Source organism: Halomonas sp. (genome assembly GCF_041689495.1).
Lineage (GTDB): Bacteria > Pseudomonadota > Gammaproteobacteria > Pseudomonadales > Halomonadaceae > Halomonas.
This window is the reverse complement of sequence record NZ_JBDNGD010000331.1, coordinates 1-1,124: the sequence shown is the minus strand read 5'-3', so window position 1 is coordinate 1,124 and position 1,124 is coordinate 1. Positions and strand designations below refer to the sequence as shown.

The window sequence follows — 1,124 nt, the reverse complement described above, 5'->3', positions numbered from 1 at the left end:
GGGCCCACCGGACTCAAGGACGAACTGCGCCACAATGATGCCTTGCTCGGGCTCTTCGATGGCCTGGTGGTCGGGGATGCCGAAGGGGTCATCCAGGCCGACTGGCCGGTCGTCGAGGGCAGAGAGGGGCTGGCTACCGCCAAGACCGAGTATTTCCGGTTCGTGAGGCATGTTCAGAGGCCCTATGTGAGCGAGCCCTTCGTGGGCCGCGCGAGCGATATTCCGCTGGTGATCATGGTGGTTCCCAGGATACTCGACGGGGAGTTTGTCGGCTTCGTGGGCGGGCTGGTCGACATCACCCAGGGTGGGCTCTTCTACAGCCTGCGCCGACTTCGCCTGGGGGAGGGAGTTTATGCGGCCGTGGCCACGGCAACGGGCCGGGTGCTAAATCATCCCGATGATTCCCTGGTATTGCAGCCGGTACCCGATGTGGATTTCAACCCCTGGATCGACCTGGCACGGGACGGCTGGGAAGGGGAGGCGGTGGCGCCCTTGCTGAGCGGTGACATGGCCCTCCAGGTCTATCGTCAAATCTGGCCAGCGGATTGGTTTGTGGGCGTTTTCCTGCCCGAACGCCAGATCGAGACGCCGCTGGTGACGCTCTTCCGCTGGCTGGTGATGACCGGCGTGGCCATCGCCCTGATCCTTCTTCCTGTGATGGGATGGCTGAGTTGGCGAACCCTGCGGCCCTTGCGCAGCCTGGAACGGCAGATCGAGGAGGTCGGCGAGGGGCGCCGCTCGTCCGTCGAACTCGATACCCGCATGAAGGAATTGACGAGGGTGGCGGATACCGTCAATCGCGTGGAGAACGAGCGCAGCGCCGCCATCGTGCGATTCCATGAATACCAGGCCTTCCTCGACGCCGTACTGGCGTCGTCCCCGGTGGGCATGTTCGTGACCGATGTCCGCGGCCTTGTCACCTACATGAACCCGGTGTTGATGGAACTCACTGGCCAGGCCTTCAGCCAGGGTGGCGAGGTGGACTGGATTCGCAGCATCCACCGGGACGACCGCCAGTCCGCCCTGGATCTCTGGCGTCACAGTCTCGCCTCGGGGAATGACTTCCTTAGACAGTTCCGCTTGTTGCATCTCGACGGCCGGACCCTCTGGGTAGAGGTACATGC

1 protein-coding gene is annotated in these 1,124 nt (G+C 63.5%); it reads left to right on the top strand.

Features of this window, described 5'->3' with window-relative positions:
• Positions 1-1,124 (top strand): PAS domain S-box protein (locus tag ACESMD_RS10670; RefSeq protein WP_372612979.1); only part of this gene is annotated, 1,124 nt, incomplete at both ends.